Source organism: Actinoplanes sp. NPDC004185, from assembly GCF_053603475.1.
Genome location: NZ_JBSGFR010000004.1, coordinates 177,313 through 202,052, shown reverse-complemented (window position 1 = coordinate 202,052; position 24,740 = coordinate 177,313). Strand labels below are relative to the sequence as shown.

At 71.3% G+C, this 24,740-nt stretch carries 19 protein-coding genes; 10 read left to right on the top strand and 9 right to left on the bottom strand.

Features of this window, described 5'->3' with window-relative positions:
• Positions 1–89: 89 nt before the first annotated feature.
• The 3 genes from ACWEOZ_RS06155 (at position 90) to ACWEOZ_RS06145 (ending at position 4,876) form a co-directional block, all read left to right on the top strand.
• A complete protein-coding gene (locus ACWEOZ_RS06155) occupies positions 90–1,517 on the top strand; it encodes a 3' terminal RNA ribose 2'-O-methyltransferase Hen1 (protein ID WP_451909652.1) in 1,428 nt (475 codons plus the stop codon).
• A complete protein-coding gene (locus tag ACWEOZ_RS06150) occupies positions 1,514–4,012 on the top strand; it encodes a polynucleotide kinase-phosphatase (RefSeq protein ID WP_451909651.1) in 2,499 nt (832 codons plus the stop codon). Before ACWEOZ_RS06155 ends, ACWEOZ_RS06150 begins: the two co-directional genes overlap by 4 nt.
• Before the next feature lie 96 nt (positions 4,013–4,108).
• Entirely contained in the window at positions 4,109–4,876 is a 768-nt protein-coding gene (locus ACWEOZ_RS06145; RefSeq protein ID WP_451909727.1) for a DedA family protein, read from the top strand.
• A 52-nt stretch (positions 4,877–4,928) separates the two neighbouring features.
• Here the strand turns inward: ACWEOZ_RS06145 and ACWEOZ_RS06140 are convergent, their stop codons facing one another.
• The 4 genes from ACWEOZ_RS06140 to ACWEOZ_RS06125 form a co-directional block, all read right to left on the bottom strand.
• On the bottom strand, positions 4,929–5,600 hold the full coding sequence (locus ACWEOZ_RS06140) for a class II aldolase/adducin family protein (protein ID WP_451909726.1): 672 nt from the start codon (positions 5,598–5,600) through the stop codon (positions 4,929–4,931).
• 107 nt (positions 5,601–5,707) lie between these two features.
• On the bottom strand, positions 5,708–6,085 hold the full coding sequence (locus ACWEOZ_RS06135; protein WP_092549981.1) for an ArsR/SmtB family transcription factor: 378 nt from the start codon (positions 6,083–6,085) through the stop codon (positions 5,708–5,710).
• A gap of 825 nt (positions 6,086–6,910) precedes the next feature.
• On the bottom strand, positions 6,911–7,777 hold the full coding sequence (locus tag ACWEOZ_RS06130) for a hypothetical protein (protein ID WP_451909650.1): 867 nt from the start codon (positions 7,775–7,777) through the stop codon (positions 6,911–6,913).
• Between the two features lie 89 nt (positions 7,778–7,866).
• Positions 7,867–8,823: a hypothetical protein gene (locus ACWEOZ_RS06125; RefSeq protein ID WP_451909649.1), complete on the bottom strand. Its 957-nt coding sequence runs from the start codon at positions 8,821–8,823 to the stop codon at positions 7,867–7,869.
• A gap of 347 nt (positions 8,824–9,170) precedes the next feature.
• Here ACWEOZ_RS06125 and ACWEOZ_RS06120 point away from each other — a divergent pair, with 347 nt between their 5' ends.
• Positions 9,171–9,350, top strand: a complete 180-nt coding sequence (locus ACWEOZ_RS06120; protein ID WP_360546874.1) for a hypothetical protein — start codon at positions 9,171–9,173, stop codon at positions 9,348–9,350.
• Between the two features lie 41 nt (positions 9,351–9,391).
• Here ACWEOZ_RS06120 and clpB read toward each other — a convergent pair whose 3' ends face one another.
• Positions 9,392–11,980 (bottom strand): ATP-dependent chaperone ClpB, encoded by a 2,589-nt coding sequence (clpB, locus tag ACWEOZ_RS06115; protein WP_451909648.1) that lies wholly within the window; start codon positions 11,978–11,980, stop codon positions 9,392–9,394.
• A 149-nt stretch (positions 11,981–12,129) separates the two neighbouring features.
• On the opposite strand from clpB, the gene ACWEOZ_RS06110 reads away from it, so the two are divergent.
• The 4 genes from ACWEOZ_RS06110 (at position 12,130) to ACWEOZ_RS06095 (ending at position 15,750) form a co-directional block, all read left to right on the top strand.
• The gene (locus ACWEOZ_RS06110; protein WP_451909647.1) at positions 12,130–13,344 is read left to right on the top strand and encodes a sugar efflux transporter; all 1,215 of its coding nucleotides are present in this window, start codon (positions 12,130–12,132) and stop codon (positions 13,342–13,344) included.
• A gap of 22 nt (positions 13,345–13,366) precedes the next feature.
• The gene (locus ACWEOZ_RS06105) at positions 13,367–13,864 is read left to right on the top strand and encodes a cation:proton antiporter regulatory subunit (protein ID WP_212992843.1); all 498 of its coding nucleotides are present in this window, start codon (positions 13,367–13,369) and stop codon (positions 13,862–13,864) included.
• Between the two features lie 10 nt (positions 13,865–13,874).
• The gene (locus ACWEOZ_RS06100; protein ID WP_451909646.1) at positions 13,875–15,080 is read left to right on the top strand and encodes a cation:proton antiporter; all 1,206 of its coding nucleotides are present in this window, start codon (positions 13,875–13,877) and stop codon (positions 15,078–15,080) included.
• A gap of 223 nt (positions 15,081–15,303) precedes the next feature.
• Complete coding sequence (locus ACWEOZ_RS06095) at positions 15,304–15,750, top strand: hypothetical protein (RefSeq protein WP_360546866.1); 447 nt, start codon at positions 15,304–15,306, stop codon at positions 15,748–15,750.
• A 5-nt stretch (positions 15,751–15,755) separates the two neighbouring features.
• Here ACWEOZ_RS06095 and ACWEOZ_RS06090 read toward each other — a convergent pair whose 3' ends face one another.
• The 4 genes from ACWEOZ_RS06090 to dnaK form a co-directional block, all read right to left on the bottom strand.
• On the bottom strand, positions 15,756–16,196 hold the full coding sequence (locus ACWEOZ_RS06090; protein ID WP_451909645.1) for a heat shock protein transcriptional repressor HspR: 441 nt from the start codon (positions 16,194–16,196) through the stop codon (positions 15,756–15,758).
• Positions 16,197–16,223: 27 nt separating this feature from the next.
• Positions 16,224–17,426, bottom strand: a complete 1,203-nt coding sequence (gene dnaJ / locus ACWEOZ_RS06085) for a molecular chaperone DnaJ (protein WP_451909644.1) — start codon at positions 17,424–17,426, stop codon at positions 16,224–16,226.
• 79 nt (positions 17,427–17,505) lie between these two features.
• The gene (grpE, locus tag ACWEOZ_RS06080) at positions 17,506–18,129 is read right to left on the bottom strand and encodes a nucleotide exchange factor GrpE (RefSeq protein WP_451909643.1); all 624 of its coding nucleotides are present in this window, start codon (positions 18,127–18,129) and stop codon (positions 17,506–17,508) included.
• Positions 18,126–20,012 (bottom strand): molecular chaperone DnaK, encoded by a 1,887-nt coding sequence (dnaK, locus tag ACWEOZ_RS06075; RefSeq protein ID WP_360546858.1) that lies wholly within the window; start codon positions 20,010–20,012, stop codon positions 18,126–18,128. The genes grpE and dnaK overlap by 4 nt, the downstream gene beginning before the upstream one ends.
• Before the next feature lie 1,272 nt (positions 20,013–21,284).
• Between dnaK and ACWEOZ_RS06070 the strand changes: the two genes are divergently transcribed.
• Together ACWEOZ_RS06070 and ACWEOZ_RS06065 are read left to right on the top strand one after the other, a co-directional pair.
• Positions 21,285–23,030: an ABC transporter gene (locus ACWEOZ_RS06070; RefSeq protein ID WP_451909725.1), complete on the top strand. Its 1,746-nt coding sequence runs from the start codon at positions 21,285–21,287 to the stop codon at positions 23,028–23,030.
• Positions 23,027–24,715 (top strand): GTPase family protein, encoded by a 1,689-nt coding sequence (locus ACWEOZ_RS06065; protein WP_451909642.1) that lies wholly within the window; start codon positions 23,027–23,029, stop codon positions 24,713–24,715. Before ACWEOZ_RS06070 ends, ACWEOZ_RS06065 begins: the two co-directional genes overlap by 4 nt.
• The last annotated feature ends 25 nt before the right edge of the window (positions 24,716–24,740 follow it).

Sequence of the window (24,740 nt, the reverse complement as noted above, 5' to 3'; positions counted from 1 at the left end):
CGCTCCTACGACGGCCACGGACCCGCGAATCATTGCGCCGTCCGTCAAATCAGTCGCTGCCGATTGCCCCGCGCTGCCATCATCAGCCGGTGCTGCTCACCGTGACGACCACCCACCGGCCGGCCACCGACCTCGGTTACCTGCTGGTCAAGCACCCCGACAAGGTGCACTCCTTCGACGTGCCCACCGGTACGGCCCACGTCCTGTTCCCGGACGCGGCCGAGGACCGGTGCACCGCCGCGCTGCTGCTGGACGTCGACCCGCAGCGCCTCGGGGCCGCGCGCGGCGGTCGCAAGCAGCAGTCGGCGCCGGAGTCGTTCGCGCTGGGCCAGTACGTCAACGACCGCCCGTACGCGGCCTCCAGCCTGCTCGCCGGCGCCCTGGCCAAGGTTTTCCGCAGCGCCCTGCGCGGTGAGTCCAAGGACCGCCCGGAGCTGGCCGGCGCGGCCCTGCCACTGGAGATCCACGTGCCGGTGCTGCGCTGCCGGGGCAGCGCGGCCGCCCTGTTCGAACCGCTGGGCTGGACGGTCACCGCGACGCCGATCCCGCTGGACGACGTGCCAGCGGGGCATCCGCTGGACGGGGACAGCCCGTACGTCGACCTCACTCTGACCGGCACCCTGCGGCTGGCCGACGCGCTGAACCACCTGTACGTGCTGCTGCCCGTCCTGGACGACGCCAAGCACTACTGGGTGGCGCCCGACGAGATCGACAAGCTGCTGCGCGCGGGCGAGGGCTGGCTGGCCGCCCACCCGGAGAAGGTGCTGATCACCCGGCGCTACCTGGCGCACCAGCGGTCGCTGGCCGCCAGCGCGCTGGAGCAGCTCGACCGGCTGGACCCGGACTCCGTCGACGCACCGGCCGACACGGTGACCGACGAGGAGGCCGAGCTGCCGGTGGCCCGCAAGCAGTCGCTCGCCGAGCAGCGGCGCGACGCGGTCCTGGCCGCGCTGGCCGAGTCCGGCGCGACCCGGGTGCTCGACCTGGGCTGTGGCCAGGGTGCGCTGCTCGGCGCCCTGATCAAGGACCGCCGGTACACCCGGATCGTCGGCACGGACGTGTCGTCACGCGCCCTGGACCTGGCCCACAAGCGCCTGCGGCTGGACCGGGTGCCCGAGCGGCAGCGGGACCGGGTGACGCTGTGGCAGTCGGCGCTGACCTACCGCGACGACCGGCTGCGCGGCTTTGACGCGGCGGTGCTGATGGAGGTCATCGAGCACGTCGACCCGCCGCGCCTGCCCGCGCTGGAGGCGTCGGTGTTCGGCCACGCATGCCCGGCGACGGTCATCGTGACCACCCCGAACGTCGAATACAACGGCCTGTACGAGGGCCTGACCGGGATGCGGCACTCGGACCACCGCTTCGAGTGGACCCGCGCCGAGTTCCAGGAGTGGGCCGCACGCACCGCGTCCGCGCACAGCTACCGGGTGAGCTTCCGGGGCGTGGGCGACGAGGACGAGAAGGCCGGCGCACCTACCCAGCTCGCTGTGTTCGTGAAGGAGAAGGAGGAGGCATGACCCAGATCGACATCCCGGAGCTCGCGCTCGTCGCGCTGGTCGGCATCTCCGGATCCGGCAAGTCGACCTTCGCCGGGCAGCACTTCAAGCCCACCCAGGTGCTGTCCTCGGACTACTTCCGCGGCCTGGTCGCGGACGACGAGAACGACCAGTCCGCGTCCGGCGACGCCTTCGACGTCCTGCACTACGTGGCCGGCAAGCGGCTGGCCGCGGGACGGCTCACCGTCGTCGACGCCACCAACCTGCAGCCGCACGCCCGGGCCGGGCTGGTCAAGGTCGCCCGCGAGCACGACGTGCTGCCGGTGGCCGTGGTCCTCGACGTGCCCGAGGCGCTGGCCTGGGAGCGTACCCAGGGCCGGGCGGACCGGACCTTCGGCCGTCAGGTCCTCACCCGCATGCACCGGGACCTGCGCCGCTCGCTAGGGCAGCTGGCCCGGGAAGGCTTCCGCAAGATCCACGTGCTGCGCGGCGAGGAGGAGATCGCCGCCGCCTCGATCCGCTACGAGAAGCTGTTCAACGACAAGCGTGAGGTCACCGGCCCGTTCGACATCATCGGCGACGTGCACGGCTGCCGGGCCGAACTGGAGACGCTGCTGGAAACCCTCGGGTACGCCCTGAGCCGCGACGACTCCGGACGCCCGGTCGATGCCGTGCACCCGGAGGGCCGTACCGCGGTCTTCGTCGGTGACCTGGTCGACCGCGGCCCGGACTCCCCCGGCGTGCTGCGCCTGGTCATGGGCATGGTCGGGGCCGGCACGGCGATCTGCGTGCCGGGCAACCACGAGCAGAAGCTGGCCCGCAAGCTCAACGGCCGCAACGTGCAGCTCACCCACGGCCTGCCGGAGACCCTGGAGCAGCTCGGCCGCGAGGACGAGGCGTTCACCGCCCAGGTCCGCACCTTCATCGACGGCCTGGTCAGCCACTACGTGCTGGACGGCGGCAAGCTGGTGGTGGCCCACGCCGGTCTGAAGGAGGCCTACCAGGGCCGCGCCTCCGGCCGGGTCCGCTCCTTCGCCCTGTACGGCGAGACGACCGGCGAGACCGACGAGTACGGCCTCCCGGTCCGGTACCCGTGGGCCCGCGACTACCGCGGCTCGGCGGCGGTCGTCTACGGCCACACGCCGACGCCGGAACCGGAGTGGATCAACAACACCATCTGCCTCGACACCGGCTGCGTCTTCGGCGGCAAGCTGACCGCGCTGCGCTGGCCGGCCCGCGAGCTGGTGTCGGTCCCCGCCGCCCGGGAGTACTACGCCCCGGCCCGCCCGCTGGTCCCGGTCGACACCAGGCCCGACGAGGGCCTCGACCTGGCCGACGTCACCGGCCGCCGGCACCTCGACTACGGGTACGGCCGCACCACGGTCGCCGCGGAGAACGCCGCCGCGGCGCTCGAAGTGATGAGCCGCTTCGCGCTGGACCCGGCCACGCTGGTCTGGCTGCCTCCGACGATGGCGCCGTGCTCGACGTCGACGCACGAGGGCTACCTCGAGCACCCGGCGACGGCATTCGCGGACCTGCGGTCGGCCGGCGTCGGCACGGTGGTGTGCGAGGAGAAGCACATGGGCTCCCGGGCGGTGGTCCGGGTCTCGCGTTCGGGAGCCGGGGACGCCATCTGGACCCGTACCGGGCGGCCGTTCTTCGACGCCGAGCGCAACACCACGCTGCTGGCCGGCGTGCGCGCGGCGGCCGAGAAGGTCTTCACCGAGCTGGACACCGAGTGGCTGCTGCTCGACACCGAGCTGCTGCCCTGGTCGGCCAAGGCCGGCGGGCTGATCCGCGAGCGGTACGCGGGCGTCGGTGCGGCGGGACGGGCCGCGCTGCCGGCTGCCCTGTCGGTGCTGGAGCAGGTCGCCGGGCGCGGCCTCGACGTCACGGAACTGCGCGCGCGGCTGGAGTTGCGGGCGACTGAGATCGAGGGCTACTCGGCGGCGTACCGGGCGTACGTGCAGCCGACCGACGGGCTGACCGGCGTGACGCTGGCGCCCTTCGCGGTGCTGGCCGGGGAAGGCGTCTCGTACCGGGACAAGAATCATGGCTGGCACCTGGACATCGCGGACAAGCTCGTCGCGGCGGACCCGGTGCTGTTCACCCCGACCCGGCGGATGGTGGTGGAGCTGGGCGATCCGGCCGCGGAACAGGCCGCGACCGACTGGTGGCTGGCGCTGACCGCGGCGGGTGGCGAGGGGATGGTGGTGAAGCCGTACGGCGGCCTGAGCGTGACCGACGCCAAGGGCCGGCTGGTGCAGCCGGGGGTGAAGTGCCGGGGCCGGGAGTACCTGCGGATCATCTACGGACCGGAGTACACCCGTCCTGAGCAGCTGGAACGGCTGCGGCAGCGGTCACTGGGCCGTAAGCGTGGTCTCGCGCTGCGCGAGCACGGCCTGGGCCTGGCGGCGCTGGACCGGCTGGCCGAGGGGGCCGCGCTGTGGCGGATCCACGAACTCGTCTTCGCCATCCTCGCGGCGGAATCGGAGCCGGTGGATCCCCGGCTGTAATCCACAGCATTCGTACAGGTGCCGGCCTTGCCGAGGCCGGTACCCTGGCTCCTCGTGGACATCCGTGCGCTCTCCGAGCAGCTTGCCCTGAACCCGATGGACCCGAAGGACCTGCTGCAGACCTTCGGGTTGATCGGCGTCTGGGTGATTCTCTTCGCGGAGACGGGTCTGCTCGTTGGCTTCTTCTTCCCGGGCGACTCGCTGCTGTTCCTGGCGGGTGTGGCGGCCTCCCCGGTGGCCGACTCGATCTTCGGTGACGGCACGCGCATCTCGCTGGTCGGCCTGCTGATCGGCGCCCCGGTGTGCGCGATCGTGGGCGCCCAGCTGGGTCACCTGCTCGGCGCCAAGTACGGCCGCCGGATGTTCGAACGCCCGGACAGCAAGCTGTTCAAGCGCGAGTACGTGGAGAAGGCCGAGTACTACTTCGAGAAGTTCGGCCCGGCCAAGGCTGTGGTGCTGGCCCGCTTCATCCCGATCGTCCGCACGTTCCTCAACCCGGTGGCCGGCACCCTGGGCATGCCGGCCCGCACGTTCTTCATCTGGAACGTGGTCGGCGCCATCCTCTGGTGCGACGGCGTGCTGCTGATCGGCTACCTGCTCGCCCAGCAGATCTACGACGCCATCGGCGACAAGATCGACCACTACATCCTGCCCGTGGTCGCCCTGATCGTGCTGATCTCGGTGCTGCCGATCATCATCGAGATGCTCCGCGAGCGGAAGGCGAAGAAGAACGCCGCCGCGGACCCGGGCCCGGCGACGGCGATCGGCGTCGTGGCGGCGGCGACCGTGGCCGGCATGGCCGAGGCGATCGTGGACCACGACGACGACGAACACCGCGACCACAAGCCCCGCCATTCGGCCTGAGGCCGCAGCACGGAAAACGCCCCGCGACCGGCTGGTCGCGGGGCGTTCGTCGTCAGACGGAGACCGCTGAGGGTGGGAGCGTCGCCAGCCGGTCCAGGAACTCCTCCGGCACTTCGCGGAGGTTGTCCAGCCGGCCCAGGGTCAGCGCCCGATAGGTCAGCGCCGCGGCTTCCTCCAGGTTGCGGGCCCGTTTGTGGGCCAGCTCGACGGAGTCGGCCATGACCACGCAGCCGTGGTGGCTGAGCACCAGACAATCGGTGCCGTCGGCCGCCATCGCCGCCGTCAGCGCCGCCACCTCGGTGCTGCCCGGCAGGCGGAACGGCACAGTGGAGACACGCTTCAGGTAGAAGGCGTGGTCGGTCGTCACGATGCGGATGTGCTCACCGAGCGCATCCAGGAGCAGTGCCGTCTGCGGGTGCAGGTGGACCACCGCGTTCACGTCCGGGCGGGCGCGGTACAACGCCAGGTGGAGGGCGATTTCGCTGGTCGGGGCCAGTCGTGGGGCCGGCAGCGGGCCGACGGTCGCGGGCGCGCCGTCGGAGATGCGTACCGGTGCGAAGCTGGTCCGGCTGAGTCTGTCCAGCCAGGCACCGCTCGCGGTGATCCAGCAGGCGTCCTCGTCGGGGATCCGGGCGGACAGATTGCCGCCGGAGCCACAGACCAGTCCGGCCTGGACCACGTCATAGCCCACGTGCGCGAGCTGGTCGCGCAGATCGCCGGGCACGTAGTTCAACCCGTCAACTCCTCGGGTCCGGGGGGTGGATCCTGATGGAGGTGGCCCGCCTGGCGTCACGCCCCATGAACGGTGACGCCAGGCTTGGTCGGGTCTGCTCAGCGGGCCTTTTTGGTGGCCCGCTTGCGCGGCGGGGTCAGCAGGTCCGCGATCGTCGCGATCGCGCTGGGGACCAGCCGGTAGTACGCCCACACGCCGCGCTTCTCACGCTCGAGCAGGCCGGCCTCCGTCAGGATCCGCAGGTGGTGACTCACCGTCGGCTGCGACAACCCCAGCGGGGCCGTCAGGTCGCAGACACAGGCTTCACCGTCCGTAGCGGACTGGATGAGGCTGAGCAGCCGCAACCGAGCCGGGTCGGCGAGTGCCTTGAGCACTCCCGCCAGTCGCTCGGCATCGGCACGTTCAATTGGCTCGCCGGCAAGCGGCGAGATCTGAGGCATTGTCATTTCCGCCAACGCAGTTCCCACGATCTCCATCCTTCCACCAACTGCATCGATTCTCCTGCATGTGCGCAGGAACGAACCGGCTAACTTTCAGGCCGTAAGGCCGAGATCGGTCGAACGGTAGGCCGATCGGTATGTCTGTCCGGCACCCCGCACGGGCAGCGTCCGCACTCCGATCGACCATTCCGCGACACCGACTTCGGTCTCTGCCTCCTGCAACGCCTCAGTCGCCGTCAGGTCGCTGGTCAACGTCGTCGAGCTCTCGATCCCCGCCCCCGGAGTGAGCCGCCCCACATTGTTGATTCACGATCCGTTCCGCGGCCGTCCGACGCCCGCCCGGTCGTCGGAACTGTCCTGGTACTGCACGGTCACACGGCGTGGGTCGACTTCACAGTCAACTTCACGACCCGATGAAAGCACGACACAACGCTGCGCGACGGGCAATTCAGTGATGAATTTACGCAGGTCGTGATGGGCTTCCATCACATCGAGCGTACTGGCTGCCGCAAAACTGGAACGTTCTGCCCCGCCAGGGCGGAAAGGAACTATTGACCCACGGCAAAGCCCGGCCTCAACAGTAAATATTGTTAACTGAGAGGCCCCGCGTACCCCGTTTCCGACAGGTATAGACGCAGCTCAAAGCACCTTTCCGCCACACCCCGCCCGGGGCGGCACCCAACGACGGTCATCGAACGAGTACGCACCGACACCGTTGTCATCGCGTCACGTCTGCCCGTCCAGCGCAAAACCCGCACCGAGCGGCAAGACGAAAGCGTCCGGACAGCGGTGGCCGGCACATCCTCGTCCATCAACGGTACCCGTTCGGGTGACGCACATCCGTCGATGCCGGTAGGCCCGTCAGCTGGACGGACGTGACCAGTACTCATCATCGGGGCCCGGCCCGGCCGGCGGCTCACCCGGCGCGGATGGCCCTGCGGGCCCCGCGGCGGGGTGCGGCGAGCCGTAACCCCCCGTTGGTGGCGCCGAGTAACCACCCGTTGGTGGCGGGCCGTAACCGGCCGGCGGCGGCGGATATCCCCCGGGCGGGCCGTAGGCCGGAGCACTGCCGGGCGGCCCGTAGCCGGGGACACCGTGGTTCGGGGCGCCGTAGTTCGGGGCGCCCGGCTGCGGGGCGGCGAAGGGATCCGGCGGCAACGGCTTGGGCGCGCGGCCGAAGAACGTGCCCGGGCTCGCCAGCAGGAGCACCCCGACGATGATGTAGCCGAGCATCTGCGCGATCGCCAGGGACACGTTCAGGGGGATCCACGACCCCGGGTACGCGTCGGACAGCGCGGCGGACAGCGAACCCTGCACCGGGTCGCCGGCGCGTTCCACGGCGACTGTGGCGGTCGAGGCGCAGCCGGCCAGCAGACCCAGCCCGGCGACGACCCAGGTGGCGATCCGGGCGGCGTTGCTGCCGCGGCGCAGACCCAGCGCCAGGACGACGTAGAGCGCGAAGAGGATCACGGCGAGCACCGCACTGAGCGCGGCACCGATCCAGACCACGGTGACGAAACCGTCGACGTCCACGCTGTTCGCCCCGCCGGCCGCGGCACGGAACCGGTCGACGGTGCCGGGGGCGACGGCGAGCGTGGCGATCGCGTACGCCAGGCCGGCCACCGCCATGACGATCAGCAGGACCGACGCCGATGCCACCGACGCCGGCCGGCGGGGCGCGGTGGTGGGGGCCGGTGCGGCTGCCGGCGGCTGCATTGCGTACGACATGGACGTCTCCCGGGTGATCCGTTGCGGACGAACCTACCTGGACGCGCGACGCGCCGCCGGGATACCCGGCGGCGCGAGACGAGCGGGGGTCAGGCGGGATCGGTCGGCGACCGGCCCGGCTTGTCGTCGGAGGGCGGCGACGACGCGGGCGGCGACGGCGGACTCCACGGATCGGTGGGCGGCACGCTGCCCGTGTGCGGGTCGCCGCCGGTCGGGTCCTGGGCGGAAACCGCACCGGCACCGGAGGCGGGCGGCGGGGTCGTGTCGCCGGCACCGCCGGGCGGCGAGCTCTGCGGATACGGCGGCTGGCCACCCGGGCCCGGGTACGGCGGCTGACCCGGCTGACCCGGGTACGCCTGCTCGGGGTAGGGCTGGCCGGGCTGGCCGGGATACGTCGGGTACGGCGACTGACTCGGGTATCCCGGGTACGCCGCCGGCTGGCCCGGATAGCCGGGGTACGGGTTCAGCGGGTCCCACGCGGCCTGCGGCTTGCGGAAGTAGGTGTTCGCGGCCGGCAGCACCAGCAGGATCACCGCGCCCAGCAACGCGAGCACGACCAGCACGGTCAGCAGCGTGGAGATCGGGGTGAACCAGCCGGGCAGCTCGTCGGAGAGCCGGGCCTCGACCTCGCCGGCACTGGGCCCCGAGGTGTTGCCGGCGTCCAGGTTCATCCCGCTGGTCGCGGCGTTGCCGAGCAGGCCGAAGCCGTTGCAGCAGAGGAAGATGCCACCGACCACCCAGGTCGTGATGCGCGCACCCTGCTTGCCGCGGTTGTTGTAGATCGCCAGAATGGCCAGGCCGGCGGCGAAGAGGATGTTGATCACCACGCCGATCACGCTGACCGCCACGATGACGCTCTCGGTGCCGGCTCCCGCGGTGTCGGCGTAGAGGTCGGAGTAGACGCGCCGGATCGTGCCGATCGTGGTCAGCGACAGCACCGCGGAGATGATCGAGACGGCCGCGCTGAAGTAGAGCAGATATGACGAGACGGACACGACCGTCGGGCGGGCCCGAGTGGCGTGCCCGGGGTACATCGGATCAGACACGGCGCTACCTCCTAGATCCACCACGGTATCGGGCGGCTGCCAGATCCGTCGTCCGGCCGGCATCGGGCCCCCAGCTGTGGCAACATCGCCCGATGTACGACGAAATAGCCTGAATCAGGTCGCTCGTTCAGGGGGACGACACAGGTCGAACGTGACCCCTACACTTCCATCCGTGGCGCGCCGCAGGCACCAGAGTCCTCCGGTGACGCCCCCTGCCCGGCCGAGTCGCCGCCCCCGCCCCACGCATGCCGGGGGCCAGGCAGACCGGATACGGGCACCTTCCCGATTGCGCCGGCCGCGTGACCATGCCGCGGCCGCCCCAGACTCGACAAGGACCGGTGAGTCCCATGCCCCACGCAGACACCCTGACCGTCGTGCACCATGACGACACGAGGACCAGCTACACCGACGTCCGGTATCAACTGCACCGCGACGGCATCAGGATCTGGTCGTCCGACGGCGAGCACGCCATCACGGACATCTTGATGACCCACGCCTACCGGCAGCGGGAGGCGCGGGCCAGCTGACCGACGAAAACCGGGGCACCCGATCGGGTGCCCCGGTTTTTTCATGCCCGGCGTACGGACAGACCGTCCTTGCCCTCGCTGAGGTCCACCCGGACCGTGTCCCCGTCCACGATCTCGCCGGCGAGCAGCGCCCGGGCCAGCGAGTCGCCGATCGACGACTGGACCAGCCGGCGCAGCGGACGCGCACCGTAGATCGGGTCGAAGCCGCGTTCACCCAGCCACTGCACCGCGGCCTCACCCACCTCGAGGGCGAGCCGGCGGTCGGCGAGCCGGTGCCGCAGCCGGCCCAGCTGAATGTCCACGATGGCCGCCAGGTCCTGCGAGGTCAGCGCCTGGAACACCACGATGTCGTCGAGCCGGTTGAGGAACTCGGGCTTGAAGTGCGCCCGGACGGTGGCCATGACCTCCTCGCGCCGTTCCTCCTCGCCCAGGGTGAAGTCGGAGATGACCGACGAGCCCAGGTTGGAGGTCAGCACCAGGATGGCGTTGCGGAAGTCGACCGTACGGCCCTGGCCGTCGGTGAGCCGGCCGTCGTCGAGGACCTGCAACAGCACGTCGAAGACGTCCGGGTGGGCCTTCTCGACCTCGTCCAGCAGCACCACCGAGTACGGCCGCCGCCGTACGGCCTCGGTGAGCTGGCCACCCTCCTCGTAGCCGACGTATCCGGGCGGGGCGCCCAGCAGCCGGGCGACGGAGTGCTTCTCGCCGTACTCGCTCATGTCGATGCGGACCATGGCCCGCTCGTCGTCGAAGAGGAAACCGGCCAGCGCCTTGGCCAGCTCGGTCTTGCCGACGCCGGTGGGGCCGAGGAACAGGAAGCTGCCGGTCGGGCGGTCCGGGTCGGCCACTCCGGCCCGGGCCCGGCGTACGGCTCCGGAGACAGCGGCCACGGCCTCGGTCTGGCCGACCACCTTGGCCTGCAGCGACTCCTCCATGCGGAGCAGCTTGGCGGTCTCGCCCTCCATCATCCGGCCGGCCGGGATGCCGGTCCACGAGGCGATGACCTCGGCGATGTCGTCGGCGCCGACCTCCTCCTTGACCATCGGCGGCTCGGTTTTCTCCTCCTCGGCCGCGGACGCGCTCTCGATCTCGGCCATCAGCGCGGGGATCTCCTGGTACTGCAGGCGGGAGGCCTTCTCCCACTCCGCGTCGCGCTGCGCGCGCTCCAGCTCCGCCTGGGCCTCGTCGAGCTGCTTCTTGAGCTCACCGACCCGGTTCAGGCCGCCGCGCTCGCGCTCCCAGCGCGCGTTGAGGGCGGTCAGCTCCTCCTCGCGGTCGGCGAGGTCACGCTCCAGCCGCTCCAGCCGGGCGACCGAGGCGGGGTCGGTCTCCTTCTCCAGGGCGAGCTTCTCCACCCGCATCCGGTCGACCTGGCGCTGCAGCTGGTCCAGCTCCACCGGGCGGGAGTCGATCTCCATGCGCAACCGGGAGGCGGCCTCGTCGATCAGGTCGATGGCCTTGTCCGGCAGGAACCGGTCGCTGATGTAACGGTCGGAGAGCGCCGCGGCGGCGACCAGCGCGGCGTCGGTGATCTGCACCCGGTGGTGGGCCTCGTAGCGGCCCTTGAGCCCGCGCAGGATGCCGATCGTGTCCTCGACCGTGGGCTCGCCGACCACGACCGGCTGGAAGCGCCGCTCCAGGGCCGGGTCCTTCTCGATGTGCTCGCGGTACTCGTCCAGCGTGGTCGCGCCGACCATCCGCAGCTCACCGCGGGCCAGCATCGGCTTGAGCATGTTGCCGGCGTCCATCGAGCCCTCGCCCTTGCCGGCACCGACGACAGTGTGCAGCTCGTCGAGGAAGGTGACGACCTGACCGTTGGAGTTGCGGATCTCCTCGAGCACGCTCTTGAGGCGCTCCTCGAACTGGCCGCGGTACTGCGCGCCGGCGACCATCGCACCGAGGTCGAGCGAGACCAGCTTCTTGTCGCGCAGGGTCTCCGGGACATCGCCGGCCACGATGCGCTGGGCCAGGCCCTCGACGATCGCGGTCTTGCCGACGCCGGGCTCACCGATCAGCACCGGGTTGTTCTTGGTGCGCCGGGAGAGCACCTGGACCACCCGGCGGATCTCGGCGTCGCGCCCGATCACCGGGTCGATCCGGCCCTCGCGGGCCAGCGCGGTCAGGTCGACGCTGTACTTCTCCAGCGCCTGGTACGTCTGCTCGGGCTCGGCGGTGGTGACCCGCCGGTCGCCGCCCCGGACCGCCGGGAAGGCGCCGACCAGGGTCTCCTCGGTGGCTCCGGCGTCGCGCAGGGTCTTGCCCACCGCGCCGCCGACGCGGGCCAGGCCGGCCAGCAGGTGTTCGGTGGAGACGTACTCATCGCCGAGCGGCTTGGCGATCAGCTCGGCCTCACCGATCGCGTTGACGAACTCGCGCGACAGGCTGGGCTCGGCGGTGGAGGAGCCGCGGGCGGAAGGCTGCTGCTCGACCGCGCGTACGGCCGCGCGCCGGACGTCGGCCGGGTTGGCGCCGACCGCGCGCAGCAGCGCCGACGCGGTGGAGCCACCGGTGTCGAGCAGCGAAAGAAGCAGGTGCCACGGCTCGACGGTGGCGTGGCCCCGCTGATTCGCGTCGGCTACCGCACCGGTGATGACGTCGCGGCTCTTGGTGGTCAGGCGTTCGGCGTTCATGAGCTCCCCTGGATCGGATCTTCCCCAGTAGTGCAGCAATCCGAGACTTGAGCGTATTCCACTCAACTCTACGTCGCCCACTCACCCGAACCAGGGGGTAACCCGCATCACCATGGGCAAGGCCCCACGATGGCCGTAGCGTGGCCGTAATGGCCCAGGAAACATCGTCTCAAGTCGGGTCACGCATCGGTCGGGCTCTGCTCCCGCTCGGCTTCCTCTTCCTGGCCGTCGGCATCTCGACCGCCCTGTTCAACCCGTTCCTGTCGCTGTTCCTCAGCACGGACGTGGACGCCGGGCCCCTCGAGATCACGTTCTTCCTGATCGTCGCGCCGCTCGGCGGGGTGCTCGGCTCGGTGCTCGTCGGCCGGCTCTCCGACCGGCGGCCGATCCGGCGCCGGCTGCTGATCGCCGGCGCGGTGGCCGGCCTGATCGGCACCGGCCTGACCGCAGTCGTCCGGGACTACTGGGTGCTGCTCGCCCTGGCGGTCACCGCTTTCGCGCTGGCCGGGTCGCTGTTCCCGCAATCCTTCGCGTACGCCCGGCAGGTCCTCGAACGCGACGACCCGGCCCGCGCCGCGCTCGGCATCAGCGCCCTGCGCACGGTCTTCTCGCTGGCCTGGGTGGCCGGCCCGCCGCTGGCCGCGTTCCTGCTCGACGCCGGCAGCTTCGTCTGGGTCTACGGCACCGCCGCGCTGATGTACGCCCTCGCCGCCGTGGTCGCGATCTTCTGGCTGGACGAGGTCCCGGCGCCCGCGGCCGCCACCCCGGACACCCCGGAGGCGCCCGTCGACGACCGCCTGGACGCACCGAGGTGGACGCTGTGGCTCACCGCCGCCGCCTTCACCCTGCTCCAGACGCCGCTGACCCTCGCGGTGCAGGCGCTGCCCCTGTTCATCAGCGCCGATGTGGGCGGCGACGTCGGCGACGCCGGCCTGCTGCTCGGACTCTGCGCCGCCCTGGAGATCCCGCTGATGCTGGGCCTGGGGGTGCTGGCCACCCGGCTGCCGCTGCGCGGGCTGCTGTTCGGCGGGGCCGCCTGCGGTGTCGCGTACTACGCACTGGTCGCCGTGGCCACCGACCTCTGGCTGCTCGTCGGCGGGCAGGTGCTCAACGCGCTGTTCATCGCCGCCGTGTCCGGCCTGGGCATCTCCTACATGCAGAACATGCTGCCCCGGCAGCCCGGACGGGCCACGACCCTGTTCACCAACTCGTTCCCGCTCGGCGCGATGCTGGCCGGGCCACTGTTCGGCGTCGCCCAGCACTTCGACTACCGGCTCGCGTACTGGATGTGCACCGGGCTCTGCGCGGCCGGGCTGCTGCTCCTGATCGTGGTGCGTAACGAGCGGGTGCCGCAGCCGGCCTGACTGATCCGTTACCGTTGGAGGCGTGCGCGTACGGGTAGAGCAGACTCCACTGCCGGGCATCGGTGTCCGGCACGACCTGGTGACCTCGTCGGGCCGTACGGTCGGAGTGGTCTCACACCGCAACGGCCGCCGCGACCTGGTCCTCTACGACGTGGACGACCCCGACGCCTGCCTGGCGTCGATACCGCTCACCGACGACGAGGCCGAGGCGCTCGCCGACGTCCTCGGCGCGTCCCTCATGCTCGGCCAGCTCGCCGGCCTGCGGCAGCAGGCCGCGGGTCTGCTCACCGAGCAGATCGCCCTGCCCGCCGGCTCGCCGTTCGTCGGCCGCCGCCTGGGTGACACCCGCACCCGCACCCGCACCGGCGCGTCCATCGTGGCCGTCCTGCGCGACCGCGAGGTGATCGCCTCCCCGGGCCCGTCCTTCGGTTTCGAGGCGAACGACGTCGTCGTGGCTGTCGGCACCCGCGAAGGTCTGGACGGCGTCACCGCCATCCTGGCCGGCGACACCGGCGACTGAGGCACTGCCGGTGCACAGCACGACGATCCTCCTGATCGAGGTCGGCGCGCTTCTCTTCGCGCTCGGCATGCTCGGCCGCATCGGCCGCCGCTTCGGACTCTCACCCATCCCGCTCTACCTGCTCGCCGGGCTGGCCTTCGGGCACGGCGGTTTCCTGCCGCTGTCGGCCAGTCAGGAGTTCATCGAGGTCGGCGCCGAGATCGGCGTCATCCTGCTGCTGGTCATGCTGGGCCTGGAGTATTCGGCGAGCGAGCTCGTCGGCAACCTGCGCTCGGCCGCGCCCGCCGGCCTGGTCGACGCAGTGCTCAACGCCCTGCCCGGGGCCGGTTTCGCGTTCCTGCTCGGCTGGGGCTGGGAGGCCGCCCTGGTGCTGGCCGGGATCACCTGGGTGTCGTCGTCCGGGGTGATCGCCAAGGTCCTCGGCGACCTCGGCCGCATCGGTAACCGCGAGACCCCGGTGATCCTGTCGGTGCTGGTCATCGAGGACCTCGCGATGGCCTTCTACCTGCCGCTGGTCACCGCCGTGCTGGCCGGGGTGGGGCTGGTCGGCGGGCTCAAGGCGCTGGCCGTCGCGGTGCTCACGGTGGTCGCGGTGCTGGTCGTCGCGATCCGGTACGGCCATGCGATCTCCAGCTTCATCTCGGTCAAGGACGCCGAGGCGCTGCTGCTCAGCGTGCTCGGGCTGACGCTGTTCGTCGCCGGGGTGGCCGCCGAGCTGAAGGTGTCCGCTGCTGTGGGCGCCTTCCTGGTGGGAATCGCGCTCTCGGGTCCGGTCGCTCACCACGCGACGCAGATCTTGTCGCCGTTGCGCGACCTGTTCGCGGCGGTCTTCTTCGTGTTCTTCGGGCTCTCCACCGATCCGGCCGCGATGCCGCCGGTGCTGCTGCCCGCGCTCGGCCTGGCCGTACTGACCATGCTGACCAAGGTGCTGACCGGCGTGATCGCCGCCCGCTGGGCCGGCATCGCCCTGCCCGGTCAGGTACGCGCCGGGCTGGCCCTGATGCCGCGCGGTGAGTTCTCGATCGTCATCGCCGGGCTGGCCGTGGCGTCCGGCGTCGAACCCGAGCTGGCGCCGCTGGCGACCGCGTATGTGCTCATCACTGTGGTGACCGGGCCGATGCTGGCCCGCCTGTCGGACTACGCCTGGTTCAAGGCACTGATCCGGAAAAGGATGGCTGTGCGTCGGCCGGTGGAAGTCGTTCCCGCTGCTGAATGACCTTTTCCGCGCTCAGCGAGCACTAAGCTACTGACCAGTATCCGAAAGTGATCTCTGACGACTTCCGCAGAACACTCACCTCGCGCTAACGTGTCGCCGCGACAACAACGTGTTATCGGGTGACCAGCGACTCGCCGGATGCAGGGGAATGCCTTCCCAGCGGGTCAGCACGGCCCTCTGCCGGGGAGGACGGCGGCATGAGTGAGCTAAACGAGGCGGCGTCGTGACCGTGCGTGAGTCGGCGTTCTTCGGGTTCGTGAACCCGGTCGATCCGCGGCCGGAAGAACTGCAGGCCTGGGCCTACCACCCCGAGGCCGTGCCGCTGGACGCCATGCCGTCCGACTGGGATTTGCTCATCGCCGGTGACGTACTCGCGCCGACCCTGTTCGAGCTGGCGATGGACCGGCAGTGCCCGGCCCGGCGCTTCGCGCTCCACTGCATGTACATCTACGCGGCCGACGGTGTCCGGCCCAACGCGACGTCGCAGCGCAAGCGCCGCCTGAAGAAATACGTGGAGCGCGCGGAAGAGGTCGGCGACGAGCCGATGGCGATGTGGGCCCACAACTGCCGGGTGCTGATGACCCGCCCCGAGCTGTTCGAGTACGAGGACTGGATCGAGGGTGGCCTGGTGCGCCACCCCCGACGTCTCGCCGCCTTCGGCCGCCGCTAGGACTGTTATCGCTCGCCGGAGCGACGCGGGCGCCACACCACCAGGGCGGTCGACGGCCGTTCCTGCCGCACCAGGTCGCGCCCCGGGTACGGCCCGACCGACTCCAGCTGCGCGATCCGCTGGTACGCCTCGCCGAGCTGCTGTTCCAGCTCGACGACCCGTTCCTGCAACTCACCCACGAGCTGCTCGAGCCCGATGATCCGCTTGATGCCGGCCAGGTTGACGCCCTCTTCCTGGCTCAGCTTCTGCACCTCACGCAGCAGCGCGACGTCACGCTCGCTGTAGCGGCGACCCCCGCCACCGGCCCGGCCGGGCTGCACCAGGCCGAGCCGGTCGTACTGACGCAGCGTCTGCGGGTGCATCCCGGCCAGCCGCGCCGCGACGGAGATGATCAGGACCTTCGCGTCGGAGGCCTGCTCCCACGAGACGCTGATCTCTTCATACATGTGCCACCTCCTGACAAGGGTCCTGACCTAGCCGCGGCGCAGCCGGGCCTCGATGCGCTCCCGCTCGGCGTTGGGCGTGAGCTTGGCGAACTGCTCCAGCGCGTCCCGGGCCTCGGTGGGCACCGCGGCCGGGGACGGGACCTGCACCTCGACGGTGACCAGCAGATCGCCGGCCTGGCCGTCGCGGCGCTGCACACCCTTGCCGCGCGCCCGCAGCGTGCGACCGCTCGGCGTGCCGGGCGGCACCCGCAGTGTCACCGGGGTGTCCAGCGTGGGGACGCGCAGATCGGTGCCGAGCACCGCCTCCGCGAACGTGATCGGCACGGTCAGCGTGATGTCGTCGCCGGTGCGCCCGAAGATCTCGTCCGGCCTGACCTTGACCTGCACGTACAGGTCGCCGGCCGGGCCGCCCTTGTCGCCCGGCTCGCCACGGCCGGAGAGCCGGATGCGCTGGCCGTCGGCCACCCCGGCGGGGAAACGGACGTTGATGGTGCGGTTCTTGGTGACGCCGCCGGTGCCCCGGCACTCGGGGCACTTCTCGTCGACGATGCTGCCCGCACCCTGGCACTCACGGCACGGCTCGGAGAAGCTGAACGACCCCTGGTTGCGGGAGATCAGCCCGGAGCCGTGACACTGCGGACAGGTGCGCGGCACGGTGCCGGGCTTGGCGCCGTTGCCGTGGCAGGTGTCGCAGACACCCGGCGACCGCAACGTCAGCGGCAGGGTCGTGCCCTTGACCGCGTGCGCGAAGTCGAGCGTGACCTCGGCCTCGACGTCCCGGCCACGCTGGGGTCCCCGGCGTGCGCCCGCTCCCGCCCCGCCGGCGCCACCGCCGGAGAAGATGGAGCTGAAGATGTCGGAGAAGCCCGCGCCGCCGAACCGGCGGTCACCGGACCCACCGCCCTGACCGGCCCCGCTGAACCCGCCACCGAACAGGTCGGACGGGTCGAACTGGGAACCGCCCGGCCGGGCCCCGCGACGGAATGCGCCCGAGCCGAACAGGGAGCGCATCTCGTCGTACTCGCGGCGCTTCTTGTCGTCCGAGAGCACGTCGTACGCCTCGGACGCGGCCTTGAACCGGTCCTCGGCGTCCTTGTTGCCGGGGTTGTGGTCCGGGTGGTTCTCCCGGGCCAGCTTGCGGTACGCCTTCTTGATCTCGTCGGCGGAGGCGGACTTGCCCACCCCGAGAACGGCGTAGAAGTCCTTCTCCAGCCAGTCCTTCGAACTCATCGAGCCCACCTCCTCCACCGGATCGTCGTCATACGGGCCGAAGTCCCGCCCACCGTGCGGTGGGCGGGACAGGTGCTCGTCACTCGGGGTCGGCGACCGCGACCAGGGCGGGCCGCAGCAGCCGCTCGCCCAGGGTGTAACCGCGGCGCATCACCTCGACGCAGGTCGGCTCCGTGACGTCGGCCGACGTCAGGTGCGCGACGGCCTCGTGCCGGGTCGGGTCGAAGGGGTCGCCCTTCTCGCCGAAGGCCACGAGCCCGAGCTTGCCGACCGACGTGCCGAGCGCCTCGGCCACGGTGGCGAACGGACCGTTCAGGTCACCGTGCTCGCGGGCCCGGTCGATGTCGTCCAGCACCGGCAGCAGCGCGGTGAGCACCGAGCCGGTGGTCTGCTCGGCCGCCACGCTGCGGTCACGGTCGACGCGCTTGCGGTAGTTGGCGTACTCAGCCGTCACTCGCTGCAGGTCCCGGGTGCGCTCCTCGAGCTCGGTGCGCAACGCCTCCAGCTCGGCGCCGAGGGCGGGCGTGTCGACTACCACGCCCTCCTCCGGCTCCTCGGCAGCGCGGTGCGCGCCTCCCGTGGACTCCTCCTCGGCCTGCTTGGCCACCTTGGTGTCCTTACCTTTCACGTCGATCTTGCGCCGGTCCCGGATGACGACGCGCTCGGTTGCCTCACCGTCGTTCTCGTCGTCGGACCGGCTCACTTCTTGTCGTCCTCGACGATCTCGGCGTCCACGACGTCGTCAGCGCCGGCGTTCGGGCCCGCACTCGCGCCCGCCGCACCGGCACCCGCGCCGCCCGGGGCATCCTGCGTGCCGTCGGGGCCGGGAGCGCCCTGCGTGCCGTCCTGGTTCTGCTGCGCGTACAGCAGCGAACCCGCCTGCTGGGAGACCGAGGCCAGCTTCTCGTGCGCGGTCTTGATCTTCTCGATGTCGCTGCCGCCCAGCGCGCCGCGCAGGTCACCCAGCGCCTCGCTGATCTGGTTGCGCGAGTCCTCGGGCAGCTTGTCGCCGCTCTCGGCCAGGAACTTCTCGGTCTGCCACTGCAGCTGCTCGGCCAGGTTGCGCGTCTCCGCGTCCTCCTTGCGCTGCTTGTCCTCGTCGGCGTGGTCCTGGGCGTCGCGCATCATGCGCTCGATGTCGTCCTTCGGCAGCGCGGAGCCGCCGGTGATCGTCATCTTCTGCTCCTTGCCGGTGCCCATGTCCTTGGCGGCCACGTGCACGATGCCGTTCGCGTCGATGTCGAAGGTGACCTCGATCTGCGGCACGTTGCGGGGCGCCGGCGGCAGGCCGGTCAGCTCGAAGGTGCCGAGCTTCTTGTTGTACGCCGCGATCTCGCGCTCGCCCTGGAAGACCTGGATCAGCACGGACGGCTGGTTGTCGTCGGCCGTGGTGAAGACCTCGGAGCGCTTGGTCGGGATGGTGGTGTTGCGCTCGATGAGCTTGGTGAAGATGCCGCCCTTGGTCTCGATGCCCAGCGACAGCGGGGTCACGTCGAGCAGCAGGACGTCCTTGACCTCACCCTTGAGCACACCGGCCTGCAGGGCGGCGCCGACGGCGACGACCTCGTCCGGGTTGACGCCCTTGTTGGGGTCACGGCCGGTCATCGACTTGACCAGGTCGGACACCGCGGGCATGCGGGTGGAGCCGCCGACCAGGATGACGTGGTCGACGTCCTGGATCTTGATGCCGGCGTCCTTGATGGCCTGCTCGAACGGGCCCTTGCAGCGGTCCAGCAGGTCCTGGGTCATGCGCTGGAACTCCGACCGGCTCAGGGTCGTGTCCAGGTGCAGCGGGCCGGCCGGGCCGGCGGTGATGTACGGCAGGTTGATGCTGGTGGTCGAGGCGGCCGAGAGCTCGATCTTCGCCTTCTCGGCGGCCTCACGCAGACGCTGCAGGGCCATCTTGTCGGTCGACAGGTCGATGCCGTGCTCGCCACGGAAGGTCTTGACCAGGTGGTCGATGACGCGCTGGTCCCAGTCGTCGCCGCCGAGGTGGTTGTCACCGGAGGTCGACTTGACCTCGATGACGCCCTCGCCCAGCTCGAGCAGGGAGACGTCGAAGGTGCCGCCGCCGAGGTCGAAGACCAGGACGGTCTGCTCCTTGGAACCCTTGTCCAGGCCGTACGCCAGCGCGGCCGCGGTGGGCTCGTTGACGATGCGCAGGACGTTGAAGCCGGCGATCTCGCCGGCCTCCTTGGTGGCCTGGCGCTGCGCGTCGTTGAAGTAGGCCGGGACGGTGATGACCGCGTCCGTGACCGACTCGCCGAGGTACGCCTCGGAGTCGCGCTTGAGCTTCATGAGCACCCGCGCCGAGATCTCCTGCGGGGTGTACTTCTTGCCGTCGATGTCGACGGACCAGTTGGTGCCGACCTCCCGCTTGACCGAACGGATCGTCCGGTCGGGGTTGGTCACCGCCTGACGCTTGGCGACCTCGCCGACGAGCACCTCGCCGTTGCGCGCGAAGGCGACGATGGACGGCGTCGTCCGGGAGCCTTCCGCGTTCGCGACGACGGTGGGCTCACCGCCCTCGAGAACGCTGACGCAGGAGTTCGTGGTGCCGAGGTCGATGCCGACCGCTCGTGCCATGTTTGCTTCCTCGCTTCTTGCCAGTCTGGATTGCAAGTCTTCGGGCTCAAGTTGAGTGGACCGGACTCAATGATGCCACGGCGATCCACATCCGCAAGCCAGAGTTGAGTCAAGGCGGCGCAAGTCACTGTCAGCAGGTACCTGTCCGGTCACGGCGACGGGGTACCTGTTGTGGGGAATGCATAGATCAGGCACGCTTTACCCGTGACGACGCACGGTGACGCGGTCGGTCCGTCGGCCACTCCCGCCGTAGCCGACCCACCCCCCACAAAAGCCCAGACCAATGGCGCGCCAGCAGCGGCGGGCGCTAGCAAACCCGACAAATCATCCGGTACGGTCGCAGACGCGACAACCGCAGGTCCGTCCGCCCAGGCCGACGAGGCCGACAGCGGCGCGCAGCCGGAGCCTGCCGCCACCACGCCACCGAAGCCGGAATGGCCGCCCACCACGGCCGCGACCACGGGAAACGTCGTGACGACGAAGTCAAAGCAGCCGGCCGGGGAGCAGCTCCCCGACGAGCCGACCACACCAGCCGCCACCGCAGCTCCCGGTACGCCGGAGAGCGCTCCCGCAGCGACCGCGCCCAGGACAGGGAAGGCCGTCGCGCCCCCGTCGGGGGACGAGTTGAAGTCCGCTGACGCGGTGGAAGCGGATTCCGGCGCGCCCGGACCGAAGTCGTCCGCATCCGGCCCGTCGGCCGAGCCGCAGTCCACAGCTGACACGAAGCCCGCGGCGGCCACCGAGCCCGAGCCGGCGGCGGCCACCGAGCCGCTCCCCGGCGCAAAGCCCGCCGACGACGAGCCGGCCTCGGCCGCGAAGCCCGGCGCCAAAGACGAACGCAACCAGGCCGACGAACCCGACCTGAGCAACGGACCGACCCTGGCCGCGAAATCCGGCGCCGGCGACGAGCCGACGGCCGCCGTGAAGCCAGACGCCGACGACGAGCCGACGGCCGTGGAGCCGGACGCCGGCGACGAGCCGACCCTGGTCGCGGAGCCCGCGGCCGACACCGAGGCGCTGCCGACGTCGCCCCCGGCCGACGATGAGCCGACCATCGCCACCCGGCCGGCCGGCGCCGAAGAGCCCACCCTGATCGACCCGCCCGCCGAGGACGAGCCGACCCTGATCGACGAGGCCGGCACCGACAAAGCCCCGCCGGCCGACAAGGCGGGCAAGGACAAGCTCGCCACGGTCACCGAGCCGGTTCGGGCCGGCGGCGCGGTCAAGGACGACGTGCCGATCTCGCGCTCCCGGCCCAAGGACCTCGCCGCGGTGCTCGCGCCGGTGCCGCCCGTCGAGCCGCCGCCCGCCGTCGGGGATCTTGCCGTCGCCCTCTCCAAGCTGCGCGCGGTGATCGGCGGGACGACGTACCCCCTGGTCATGCCCTCGGCCGAGGAGGCCAAGCGGATCGGCGCCGCGCTGGTCGCCCAGCTCGACGACTACCTGCTGCCGCGCCTCGCGCGGCTCGACGCGCCGCTGCTGGTCGTCGTCGGCGGTTCCACCGGCGCCGGCAAGTCCACCCTGGTCAACAGCCTGGTCCGGGCACCTGTCACCAAGGCCGGCGTGCTGCGCCCGACGACCCGTTCGCCAGTGCTGGTCAGCCATCCGTCCGATTCGCCGTGGTTCCGCAACGGCGATCTGCTGCCGGGGCTGACGCGTACCGCGGAGAGCTCGACGGATCCGCAGACTCTGCAGCTGGTCTCCGCGACCGCGCTCGGTCCCGGGCTGGCCTTCCTGGACGCGCCGGACATCGACTCGGTGGTCGACCGCAACCGGCAGCTCGCCGCCCAGCTGCTGGCCGCCGCTGACTTGTGGCTCTTCGTCACGACGGCGGCTCGCTACGCTGACGCCGTACCGTGGGAGCTGCTGACCACCGCGCGGCTGCGCGGCACCGTGATCGCCCTGGTCCTGGACCGCGTGCCGGCCGAGGCGGCCGGCGAGATCTCCGCGCACCTGGCCGAGATGCTCACCGCCCGTGACATGGGCGCCGCGCCGATCTTCGTGCTGCCGGAGTCCACGCTGGAGGGCAGCGGCCTGCTGCCCGAGGACGTCACCCGGCCGCTGCACGACTGGTTCGCGCAGCTCGCGGCCGACGCCAACGCGCGGGCGGCCGTGGTCAAGCAGACGCTCGACGGCGCGCTGGCCGCGCTGGGCCCGGCGGTGGCCGGGCTGGCCGAGGCCGCCGACGAGCAGGCGACCGCCGCCAAGGCCCTGGACGAGCGGGTCACCACGGCTTACCGCACGGCCCGCCGGACCATGGAGGACGGCCTGCAGGACGGCCGGCTGCTGCGCGGCGAGGTGCTGGCCCGCTGGCAGGAGTTCGTCGGCACCGGCGAGCTGCTGCGCACCCTGGAGTCGCGGGTCGGCCAGCTCCGCGACAAGATCGTCGCGGCGGTCACCGGCCGCCCGGCGCCCGGGCGCAACCTGCAGGCGGCACTGGAGTCCCAGCTCGCCGTGCTGCTGCGCGGGGTCGCTTCGGACGCGGCCGAGCAGGCGTACGCGGCGTGGCAGGCGCACCCGGCCGGAGTCGCCCTGCTGGAGCCGGGCCTGCAGAAACCCTCGCCCGACCTGCCGCAACGCGCGGAGCGGGTGATCCGCGACTGGCAGCAGTTCGTGCTCGACCTGGTCCGCAGCGAGGCCGGCGACAAGCGGGTCGTGGCCCGCGGCGCGGCGTACGCGGTCAACGGCATCGGCCTGACCGTGATGATCGCGGTGTTCACCTCGACCGCCTTCATCCCGACCGGCGCCGAGCTCGCCGTCGGCGCGGGCACCACCGTCGCGGCGCAGAAGGTGCTGGAGGCGATCTTCGGGGACCAGGCGATCCGGACTTTGGCCACCCGGGCCCGCAAGGAACTCATCAAGCGGGTTAACGTGCTGCTCGACGCGGAAGCGGCCCGGTTCACGGATCGCACCGCCGCGGTGGGTCTCGAGTTGCAACCGGGCGTCACGCTGCGGCAGGCCGCGGCCGATGTGGAGCGGACCAGGGAGGAAGTCGCGTTGACCGGGTCGCCGTCATGAGCCTCGTGGAGCGGGTCAAGCACGCGCTGACCGGCGATGACCGGGTGGACGCCGAGCAGCTCGTCGCCCGGCTCGACGCCCTGCAGCGGTTCCTGCGCGTCACCGACCCGTACCTGCCCGACAACGACCTGGTCGCCGCGCACACGCTGGTCGAGCGGGCCGGCAGCCGGCTGGCCCTGTCCCAGGACCACACCGTGGTGGCGCTGGCCGGCAGCACCGGCAGCGGCAAGTCCAGCCTGTTCAACGCCCTGGCCCGGCTCAAGCTCTCGCCGGTGGGCGTCCGCCGCCCGACGACCGGTGTCGCCCACGCCTGCGTGTGGGGCCCGCTCGAGCCGGCCAACAGGCTGCTCGACTGGGTCGGCGTGCTGCCCCGGCAGCGGTTCATCCGGGAGAGCGCCCTCGACGGCGACGACGAGGCCGCTCTGCGCGGGCTCGTGCTGCTCGACCTGCCCGACTTCGACTCCGTCGAGCGCGGCCACCGGCTCGAGGTGGACCGGCTGCTCGGCCTGGTCGACCAGGTGGTCTGGGTGGTCGACCCGCAGAAGTACGGCGACCGCGTCCTGCACAACGCCTACCTGCGCCAGTTCAAGCAGCACAGCGACATCACCATCGTGGTGCTGAACCAGGCGGACCGGCTCTCCCCGTCGGACACCGAGATCGTCGTCACCGACCTCAAGCGGCTGCTCGACGAGGACGGGCTCACCGGCGTACCTGTGCTGGCGACCTCGGCCAAGCAGCCCGGCATGCTGACCGAGCTGCGTGAGGCGCTGGAGAAGACCGTCGCCGAGAGGCAGGCCGCGCTGCGCCGGCTCGCCGGTGACCTGGACGTGGTGGCCGAGCAGCTGGCCACGACGATCGGCCCGCCGGCTGCCGAGGACGAGGTGGACCGGGCGACCGTACGCCAACTCAGCGACGCCCTCGCCGCGTCCGCCGGCGTCCCCGCCGTGGCCGCCGCCACCGCGAGCGCTTACCGCCACCGGGCGATCGCCAGCACCGGCTGGCCGCTGGTGCGCGGCGCCCGCAAGCTGCGCCCGGACCCGCTCAAGCGCCTGCACCTGTCCACCGACAAGCCGGACGCCGCGGACACCGCGGTCGAGGCGGCTCCGGTGTCCCGGACGTCCCTGCCGGAGGCGGACGCGGCCCAGAAGTCGGCGGTCGGCCTGTCCGTCCGCGCCGTCGCGGCCCGGGCCGCCGCGCCGATCCCGCCGGTGTGGGCACCGGCGCTGAGCACGGCTTCCCGGTCCCGGCTCGGCGACCTGCCCGACGCGCTGGACCGGGCGGTGGCCAGAACCGACCTAGGGATGAGCCGCAAGCCGATCTGGTGGACCGTGGTCGGCCTGCTGCAATGGCTGTTCACCATCGCGGCGGTGGTCGGCCTCGGCTGGCTCATCGCCGGGTACGCCGTCCGCGTCCTCGGCCTGCCCGCTTTCGACAACCCGAAGGTCGGCGAAGTGCCGCTGCCGACGTTGCTGCTGCTCGGCGGCCTCCTGCTCGGTGCCCTGCTGGCCGTGGCGATCCGGCCGATCGTCAACCTGGGCGCCAGACGCGCCGGCCGGCGCGCCGAGCAACGCCTGCGGGGGTCGGTCACCGAGGTGGCCCGCGAATACGTCGTCGCGCCGGTCCGCGAGGTGCTGAACGGGTACGCACAGGCACGTGAAGCCCTGACGGTCGTCCGTTCGGAATAGGTCCAGCGAGCTCCCGGACGGGTAG